The sequence below is a fragment of the Spirillospora sp. NPDC046719 genome (assembly GCF_040645715.1).
Lineage (GTDB): Bacteria > Actinomycetota > Actinomycetes > Streptosporangiales > Streptosporangiaceae > Spirillospora.
On sequence record NZ_JBEYYT010000386.1, the window covers coordinates 1 to 9,070 of the forward strand.

General features: G+C 73.5%; 6 protein-coding genes. 4 read left to right on the plus strand and 2 right to left on the minus strand.

Features of this window, described 5'->3' with window-relative positions; translation table 11 throughout:
• Positions 1–110 precede the first annotated feature (110 nt).
• Positions 111–1,841 carry an MFS transporter gene (locus ABZ914_RS40120; RefSeq protein ID WP_500199794.1) on the minus strand — a complete coding sequence of 577 codons (1,731 nt, stop codon included), beginning with the start codon at positions 1,839–1,841 and terminating at the stop codon, positions 111–113.
• Between the two features lie 177 nt (positions 1,842–2,018).
• On the opposite strand from ABZ914_RS40120, the gene ABZ914_RS40125 reads away from it, so the two are divergent.
• Positions 2,019–2,759, plus strand: a complete 741-nt coding sequence (locus ABZ914_RS40125; protein ID WP_500199795.1) for a TetR/AcrR family transcriptional regulator C-terminal domain-containing protein — start codon at positions 2,019–2,021, stop codon at positions 2,757–2,759.
• A 36-nt stretch (positions 2,760–2,795) separates the two neighbouring features.
• Here ABZ914_RS40125 and ABZ914_RS40130 read toward each other — a convergent pair whose 3' ends face one another.
• Positions 2,796–3,644 carry a TIGR02452 family protein gene (locus ABZ914_RS40130; RefSeq protein WP_433247865.1) on the minus strand — a complete coding sequence of 283 codons (849 nt, stop codon included), beginning with the start codon at positions 3,642–3,644 and terminating at the stop codon, positions 2,796–2,798.
• A gap of 539 nt (positions 3,645–4,183) precedes the next feature.
• Between ABZ914_RS40130 and ABZ914_RS40135 the strand changes: the two genes are divergently transcribed.
• The 3 genes from ABZ914_RS40135 to ABZ914_RS40145 are packed head-to-tail and all read left to right on the plus strand — an operon-like array spanning position 4,184 to position 8,999.
• Positions 4,184–4,954, plus strand: coding sequence for a DUF3152 domain-containing protein (locus ABZ914_RS40135; protein ID WP_500199798.1), 771 nt, complete (start codon positions 4,184–4,186; stop codon positions 4,952–4,954).
• 38 nt (positions 4,955–4,992) lie between these two features.
• A complete protein-coding gene (locus ABZ914_RS40140; RefSeq protein ID WP_500199800.1) occupies positions 4,993–6,447 on the plus strand; it encodes a 3' terminal RNA ribose 2'-O-methyltransferase Hen1 in 1,455 nt (484 codons plus the stop codon).
• The gene (locus tag ABZ914_RS40145; RefSeq protein WP_500199802.1) at positions 6,444–8,999 is read left to right on the plus strand and encodes a polynucleotide kinase-phosphatase; all 2,556 of its coding nucleotides are present in this window, start codon (positions 6,444–6,446) and stop codon (positions 8,997–8,999) included. Before ABZ914_RS40140 ends, ABZ914_RS40145 begins: the two co-directional genes overlap by 4 nt.
• Positions 9,000–9,070 lie beyond the last annotated feature (71 nt).

Below are 9,070 nucleotides of genomic sequence, written 5' to 3' on the forward strand. Positions count from 1 at the left end.
GCCTTTCTCCGGGGTTGCCGGGCCGGGGCGCGGGACCTCGGGGCCGCCGGGTCGCGGGACGCCGGGCCGGGAGCCGCCGGAGCCGTGAGGCCGCCGCCGGACACGGGGTGTCAGGCGACCGCGGGCTGTGCGCCGCCGCCGGCGGCGTCCTGCGGACGGGCGTGCTTCGGCAGCAGGAACACGGCCAGGAACGTCAGGCCGAGCATGCCGACCACGATCCACAGCGTGATCTTCATCGCGCCGGTGAAGCCGACCTTGGCCGCGTGCGCCGCGTCCGCCGCCACCGCCTTCTGGATCGCGGGGGCGGAGGCCGGCGCCGCGGCGATCGCCGCCTTGACGTCCTCCTGCATCCGCGCGCAGGACGGCGGCACGGCCTGGGCGTCCTTGGCGGTGGCCCGGTCGTGGCCGCACGCCCGCAGCCCCGTCACGATGCGCTCCTGCTGCGCGGCCGGGACGGACGCGGCGGTGAGCCGCCCGCGCAGCGCGGCCGACCCGTCGTCGGCGGCGGTGGCGACGTGGCCGCCGAGCAGCCCGAAGAAGATCGTGCCGAGGACGGCGGCGCCGAGCGAGCTGCCGAGCTGCTGGATCGCGGTGAGGGTGCCGCCCGCGGAGCCGGCCTCCTCCGGCTCGACGCCCGCCAGGGCGGTGTCGAAGAACGGGGCCATCAGCAGCCCCATGCCGAGCCCGGTGACGGTCAGGGCCGGGACGAGCTGCCACGGCGTGACGCCGGTGCCGGCGAGCTGCAGCGTGGCGAACATCCCGGCGATGCCGGCCGCCATGACGAGGGCGCCCGCCTGGATGACGATGCGGCCGAACCGCTGGACGGCCTGCGCCGCGCCGAAGCCGAGGACGATGCCGACCGACCACGGGATCTGCGACAGTCCGGCCTTGAGCGCGGAGAAGCCGAGGCCGAGCTGGAAGAACAGCGAGAGCACGAGGCCGGTGCCCGCCATGGCGCTGAAGAAGACGACGCCGACGACGAGCCCGCCGGTGAAGCCGCGCTTGCGGAACAGGCTGGGGATGATGAGCGGGTCGGCGCCGGCCCGCTGCTTGCGCGCCTCGTACCAGGCGAAGACCGCCCAGACGGCCAGGGACGCGGCGATCATCGCGAACGTCCAGGCGGGCCAGTCCAGCTCGCGGCCCTGCACCAGCGGGTAGATCATCAGCCCGGCGCCCACGGACGCCAGCACGGCGCCGGTGAGGTCGAGCCGGGTGGCCTGCGGGGACCGCCCGGAGGGCAGGAAGCGCAGCCCGGCGAGCACGGCGGCCAGGCCGAGCGGCAGGTTGATCAGGAAGATCATCCGCCAGCCGGTGCCCCACAGGTCGGCGTCGATCAGCCAGCCGGCCAGCACCGGTCCGCCGACCGACGACAGCCCCATGACCGGGCCGAACGCGCCGAACGCGGCGCCCATCTCCTTCTCGCTGAACATCTGCTTGATCATGCCGATGCCCTGCGGCAGCATCATCGCGCCGAACAGGCCCTGCATCAGCCGGGCGCCGATCAGCATGCCGGGCGAGACCGCCACGCCGCACAGCAGCGAGCCGGCGGTGAAGCCGGCCGCGCCGACGACGAACATCTGCTTGCGGCCGTACAGGTCGCCGAGCCGGCCGCCGGTGATGACGCCGACCGCCATGGCGAGGGTGTAGCCGGCCGCGAGCCACTGGATGGTGGCGGCGGACCCGCCCAGCTCGGCGCGGATGGTGGGGGCGGCGATGTTGGTGATCAGGGAGTCCAGCATGTCCATGATCTCGCCGGCGAGGATCACGAAGAGGGCGGCCCACCGCCAGCGGTAGCCGGCCGTGCCGGTGGCCCCCGCGGGGGTCTGCAGTGTCTCGGTCATGGTCGTCTCCATCGGGGGGCGGAACAAACAACGTTCGTAACTACGAACACTGTTCTACGGTTGGAATGGCGTTCGTGTCAAGTACGATGTTCGTGACGCGGGTTTGTCTCTCAGGTAGAGAAGATATATCGCGTTTCGGGATAGTCAAGATGTATCGTGAAATTGGGAGGTCCCGAGGTGGCCAGCGCACGTCCGGACATGCCGACGCCGCCGGGCCGCCGGCCGCGCAGGGCCGCGCCGTCCCGGCAGCCGCTCACGCAGGAGCTCGTCGTCGAGACGGCGATCGCCGTCCTGGACGCCGAGGGGCTGGAGGCCGTCACCATGCGCCGCGTCGCGCAGGAGCTCGGCACCGGCCCGGCCTCCCTGTACGCGCACGTCTCGGACAAGCAGGAGCTGCGGGAGCTGATGCTCGACCGCGTCGCCGCCGAGATCAGGCTGCCCGCCGAGCCCGACCCGGCCCGCTGGCGCGAGCAGCTGAAGGAGGTCGCGATGGAGATCCGCCGCGTCTACACCTCGCACCGGGACATCGCGAAGGTCTCCATGGGGCTGATCCCGACGGGCCCGAACCTGCTCGCCATCGCCGAGGCGCAGCTCGCCCTCATGGTCGCGGCCGGCGTCCCCCCGAAGATCGCCGGGCTCGCCGTCGACACGCTGGGCATGTACATCGACGCCGACGCCATCGAGGACACCTTCTACACGGCGACGATCAAGGGCGACGAGGACCCGTGGGAGCACTTCCAGAAGTACCTCGCCCAGATCCGCGAGTACTACAAGGCCCTGCCGGCCGACCGGTACCCCCGCATCGTCTCGCTGGTGGACGACCTCACCGACGAGGGCGGCGCCGAGCGCTTCGAGTTCGGGCTCGACGTTCTCCTGCGCGGCATCGCGTCCTACATCGAGGACGGCGGCGGCGCGTAGGCCCGCGGTGCCGCCGCGGACGGCACCGCGAGGGCGTCAGCCGAAGACGCGGCGGAACGCGTTGCGCCTGGGGGTGTCCTTTGCGGACTCCCAGACGGCGAAGACGACGTGCTCGAAGCGGTTCTCGAACTCGCCGCCCGGCCCGAGCGGACCGGCGAACGCCTCCGCCACCTCCGCCGGGTCGTTGCGGAACACGCCGCAGCCCCACGCGCCCAGGACCAGCCGTCCGTGCCCCCGGGCCAGCGCCACCGCGAGGACCTTGCGCGCGCGCACGCGCAGCACTTCGGGGATCCGCTCCGCCTTCTCGGGGTCGCGGATCGCGCCCCGGTTCGGAGCGGGCGAGGTCAGGAACGCGACCCCGTACGGCTCGTCGAGCAGGCGCCCGGCGTCGGTGCGGATCACCGGCACGCCGGGGGAGTAGATCATGTGGTCGCTGTAGAGCAGGTCGCCCTGCGCGCGGTGGAACTCGTAGTACTCCCTGGCGGCGCGCAGCGACGGGTACAGGCCGGACGAGCGGGCCAGGCCCTCCTCCTGGGCGTGCGCTCCGTTCAGGAACCCTCCGCCGGGGTTCTTGGCGGAGGCGAAGTTCAGCGCCAGCGGGACCTTCCCGGGCGCGACCAGGCGCCGCGCCGCCGCGAGGGTGGTCTCGTCGGTCACCTCGATGCGCGTCGCGGCGCCGTCGGCGGGGCCCGCGCCCGGTGCCGTGCCCGGCAGGTCCTTGAGGAGGGCGTCCAGCTCCTCCGGGCGGTAGAGGACGGTGTCGCGCACGCAGCGCGCCAGGTCGTCGGCGATGGAGACGGTGTGCCCGGCCGGGGCACGGTACTCGCCGCGTTCGAGGACGGCCACGGTCTCCTGCGCGGTCATCCGGCGGGGGTGTCTGCTCATGTCGCTCCGGATTGTGGCGGTCCCGCACGGCCGGCCGCAAACCCTTTTCGCGCTCGGCACGCCACTCTTCGTGGTCGGGCGCGTCATGCCGGAGATGTTGGAACTTGTGGCGCTACCTGGGGATTTGTGGGAAATGATCATATTCTGACTACTTTCTGGCATGCTGGCCCGCGATGCAGCCTCCACGATCCCGACAGGGCCGGCGCCGGGCGTCGTCCCACCGCCAGGCCCCCGCGCCTCCGCCCCAGCCGCCGATGCCGCCCGCCGGGCCCGGGTACCCGGGCCCGCCGCAGGAGCCGTTTCCGGGACAGGAGCCGTTTCCAGGAGAGGCGTCCTTCGCGGCGGAACCCCCCGCACCGCGCGGCGGACGCGGGGGCCAAGGCGGACGCCGGCGCGGCGGACGTGGTGGACGCGGGCAAGGCGGAGGCGGGCGCGGCGGGCGCGGTGGAGGCGGGCCCCGCCGTCCGTCCACGGGGGACTGGCTCGGCGACGACCTGGAGCGCGAGTTCGAGGGCGCCCGGCGGACGCGGCTGCGCGGAGTGATCCTGGGCGTCACCGCCCTGGTGCTGATCAGCGTCGCCGGGCTCGGCGCGATGGCGTACCTGAGCTTCGGTGGCGGGACCAAGCACGCCGCCGTGCCGCCGCCCGCACGGGAGACCGGCAAGGGCGACGGCGGCGCCCGGGTCGAGACGGAACCGCCCGACGCGCCGGCCGCGACGCCCAAGAGCTCGCTGTACATCCCCACGAAGGGGACGGGGAAATTCCTTCTGCCCGCTTCCGGAAGCCGCGTGTTCGGCCACGGAAAGGTCATGCGCTACATGGTCCAGGTGGAGGGCGGCTTACGGCAGAACCCCACGAAGTTCGCGCGCAGCGTCGACAAGATACTCGCCGATCCGCGCGGATGGACGGCCAGCGGCAAATGGGCGTTCCAGCGCGTGAACTCCGGCCAGTACGACTTCGTGGTGCAGCTCGCGTCGCCGAAGACCGTCGACCGGATCTGCGGCTCGTACGGCATGACCACGAACGGCACGGTGAACTGCAGCGGCGGCAAGCAGGTCGTGGTGAACCTGCGGCGCTGGCTGCTGCTGACGAAGTACTACCGCGGGCAGCCGGACGCCTACCACGCCCTCACCATCAACCACGAGGTCGGCCACCGGCTGGGATTCGGCCACATGACCTGCCCGGGGCGCGGCCGCCCCGCGCCCGTGATGATGCAGCAGATCTACGGGCTGAAAGGCTGCAGGATCAACCCGTGGCCGTACGATACGCACGGCCGTTTCCTGACCGGCCCCTCCGTGCCCGGAAAATGAATTAGAAGCGCATCGCCGGGTTCCGCCACACTCGAGGCGTGCTCCTCACGATCAGTACCACCGCGGACCAGGCGACCGACCTGGGCTTCCTGCTGCACAAGCATCCGGACAAGGCGCAGAGCTTCGGCCAGTCCTTCGGCACCGCGCACGTCTTCTACCCCGACGCGGACGCGGGGCGCTGCACGGCGGCGCTGCTGCTCGACGTCGACCCCGTCAAGCTGGTGCGCACGCGCGGCAAGGGCACGCCCGACTTCTCCCTCGGCCAGTACGTGAACGACCGCCCGTACGCGGCGTCGTCGCTGCTGGCGTCCGCGATGGCGAACGTCTTCCGCACCGCCATGCGCGGCAAGTGCGCGCTGCGCCCGGAGCTGGCGGAGTCCGCGATCCCCCTGGAGATCGTGCTGCCGGCGCTGCCGTGCCGGGGCGGTCCGGGGCAGGCCGAGCGCTTCTTCGCGCCGCTGGGCTGGGACGTGTCGGCCGTGCCCGTGCCGCTGGACCCGGAGTTCGCCGAATGGGGCGACTCCCGCTACGTGACGCTCACGCTCACCGGCCGGATGCGCCTCGCCGACGCGCTCAACCAGCTCTACGTGCTGCTGCCGGTGCTGGACGACGCGAAGCACTACTGGATGGCGCCGGACGAGGTCGACAAGCTCATCCGGGCGGGGGAGGGGTGGCTCGGCACGCATCCCGACCGGGCGGCCATCACCCGCCGCTACCTCGCCAACCGGCGCGCGCTCGTGCGCGCCGCGCTGGGCCGCCTGGCCGACGCGGAGGACGCGCCGGAGGAGGCGCTCGACCCGGTCGAGGTCGAGGAGGAGCCCGCGCGGGCGGAGAACGGCGCCGCCGCCGCGAACGGCGCGGACGGCGCGGACGGCGCGGACGAGGCGCCGGCCTCGCTGTCGGAGCGGCGGGTCCAGGCGGTCGTGCAGGCGCTCCACGACGAGGACGCGCGCCGCGTCATCGACATGGGGTGCGGGTCGGGGAAGCTCCTGGCGCGCCTCGCCCGGGACGAGTTCTTCGCGGAGATCGCCGGTACGGACGTCTCGTACCGCGCGCTGGAGGGGGCGGCGCGCCGGCTGCGCCTGGACAAGCCGCGGCACCGTCCCGACAAGCGCGTCCTGGACGTCTTCCAGAGCGCGCTCACCTACGCGGACGACCGCTTCCGCGGCTACGAGGCGGCCGTGCTGATGGAGGTCGTCGAGCACATCGACCCGCCCCGGCTCCGTGCCATGGAGCAGGTCGTGTTCGGCCACGCCCAGCCCCGCGTCGTCGTCGTGACGACCCCCAACGCCGAGCACAACGTCCGCTACGAGGGGCTGGCGCCCGGCGCGATGCGCCACCCCGACCACCGCTTCGAATGGACCCGCGCGGAGTTCCGCGCTTGGGCGGACGGCGTCGCCGCCGCGCACGGCTACCGCGTCCGCCACGTGCCCGTCGGCGACGACGACCCCGAGGTGGGCGCGCCGACGCAGATGGGAGTGTTCGTCCGATGACCGAGATCCGGCTTCCGGAGATGGGGCTCGTCGTCCTGGTCGGCGTGACCGGGTCGGGCAAGTCGCACTTCGCGCGCAAGCACTTCGCGCCGACGCAGGTGGTGTCGTCCGACCGCTGCCGCGGCATGGTGTCCGACGACGAGAACGACCAGTCCGCCACCGGCGACGCGTTCGACCTGCTGCACTACATCGTGGCCAAGCGGCTGCGGCGCGGCCTGCTCACCGTGGTGGACGCGACGAACGTGCAGAGCAAGGCGCGCCAGGCGCTGCTGCGGCTCGCCAAGGAGCACGACGTGCTGACGGCGGCGATCGTCCTGGACGTTCCCGAGCGGCTCGCCGCCGAGCGCAACGCCGTCCGGCCCGACCGGGACATGCCCGCGCACGTGATCCCGCGCCAGCGGCGCGAGCTGAACCGCGGGCTGCGGACGCTGGGCCGCGAGTTCCGGCGCTGCTACGTGCTGTCCGGGCAGGAGGAGATCGACGCCGCGACGATCGTCTACGAGAAGGCGTGGAACGACCGGCGGGACCTCACCGGGCCGTTCGACATCATCGGCGACGTGCACGGGTGCCTCGCCGAGCTGGAGGACCTGCTGGGCGACCTCGGCTACGGGATCGAGCGGGACGCGCAGGGCCTCGCCGTGGACGCGAACCACCCGGGCGGCCGCACCGCCGTCTTCGTCGGGGACCTGGTCGACCGCGGCCCGGACTCCCCGGGCGTCGTCCGGCTCGTCAAGGGGATGGTGGAGGCGGGCAACGCGCTGTGCGTCTCCGGCAACCACGAGGCGAAGCTCGTCCGGGCCCTGCGCGGGCGCCAGGTGCGGCTGTCGCACGGGCTCGCCGAGTCGATGGAGCAGTTCGGCGCCGAGACCGAGGAGTTCCGCGACGGGGCGCTGCGCTTCATGGACGGGCTCATCAGCCACTACGTCCTCGACGAAGGCCGCCTGGTCGTGGCCCACGCCGGGCTCAAGGAGGACTACCACGGGCGCGCATCGGGCCGTGTCCGGTCGTTCGCGCTGTACGGCGACACGACCGGGGAGACCGACGAGTACGGGCTGCCCGTCCGGTACCCGTGGGCGCGCGACTACCGCGGCAAGGCGATGGTGGTGTACGGCCACACGCCCGTCCCGGACGCCGAGTGGATCAACAACACCATCTGCCTGGACACCGGCGCGGTGTTCGGCGGCAAGCTGACCGCGCTGCGCTACCCGGAGCGCGAGCTGGTGTCGGTGCCCGCGCGGCAGGTCTGGTACGAGCCGACCCGGCCGCTGCACGCGGCGTCCGCCTCGGCGCCGGGCGGCCACCGCGAGAGCGACGTCCTGAAGATCGACGACGTTCTCGGCAACCAGGGCGTGGAGACCCGGCTGATGGGGCGCGTCACCGTCCGGGAGGAGAACGCGCTGGCCGCGCTGGAGGTGATGAGCCGGTTCGCCGTCGACCCGCGGTGGCTCGTCTACCTGCCGCCCACGATGGCGCCCGCCGCCACCTCGCCGCTGCCCGGGTACCTGGAGCACCCCGCCGAGGCGCTCGCCGCGTACCGGGAGAAGGGCGTCCTGCGCGCGATCTGCGAGGAGAAGCACATGGGCTCGCGCGCCGTCGCGGTCGTGTGCCGCGACGCGTCCGTCGCCGAGACCCGCTTCGGCGTGGACGACGGGACGACCGGCGCGGTCTACACCCGCACCGGGCGGTCCTTCTTCCGCGACGCGTCCGCGACCGAGGAGGTGCTCGGCCGCCTCCGTTCCGCGATCGGCGCCACCGGGCTGTGGGACGAGCTGGAGACCGGATGGCTCGTGCTGGACTGCGAGCTGCTGCCCTGGTCGGCCAAGGCCATGGACCTCATCCGCACCCAGTACGCCGCGACCGGCGCGGCGGCGCGCGCCGCGCTGCCGATGGCGTCCGACGTCCTCGCGCGCGCACACGAGCGCGGCCTCGACATCGGCGGGCTCCGCGAGCACATCGACCGGCGCGCGGCCAACGCGGCGCGCTTCCGCGACGCCTACGCGCGCTACTGCTGGCCCGTGGACGGGCTGGAGGGAGTGCGGATCGCGCCGTTCCAGGTGCTCGCCGCGGAGGGCCGCTCACTGGCCACCGCGCGCGACCACGACTGGCACATGGACGTGGCCGCCGGGCTCGCCGCCGCCGACCCCACCAGGCTGCTCCAGCGGACCGAGTCGGTCGTGGTGGACCTGGCGTCGCCGGAGTCGGAGGCCGCCGCGACCGAGTGGTGGGAGAAGCTCACCGCGTCGGGCGGCGAGGGGATGGTCGTCAAGCCGCTCGGTCCGCTCCCGGAGGGCGCGAAGGTCCAGCCGGGCGTGAAGTGCCGGGGCCGGGAGTACCTGCGGATCATCTACGGGCCGGACTACACCGAGCCGGAGAACCTCGACCGGCTGCGCGGCAGGTCGCTCGGCCGCAAGCGGTCGCTGGCGATGCGCGAGCACGCCCTCGGAACCGAGGCGCTCGACCGGCTCGCCGCCGGGGAGCCGCTGTGGCGGGTCCACCAGGCCGTCTTCGCCGTGCTGGCCCTGGAGTCGGAGCCCGTCGACCCGCGCCTGTGACGGCCGCCGCCGCGGCCCGCCGGGCGCGCTCCCGCGGCGCCGGCGGCCGGGCACGACCCCCGCCCCGCGCC

Excerpts from the sequence above, each read along its gene's own strand:
- ABZ914_RS40130 (WP_433247865.1), bottom strand. The coding sequence starts at position 3,644 with ATGAGCAGACACCCCCGCCGGATGACCGCGCAGGAGACCGTGGCCGTC.
- ABZ914_RS40120 (WP_500199794.1), bottom strand. The coding sequence starts at position 1,841 with ATGACCGAGACACTGCAGACCCCCGCGGGGGCCACCGGCACGGCCGGC.
- ABZ914_RS40145 (WP_500199802.1), top strand. The coding sequence starts at position 6,444 with ATGACCGAGATCCGGCTTCCGGAGATGGGGCTCGTCGTCCTGGTCGGC.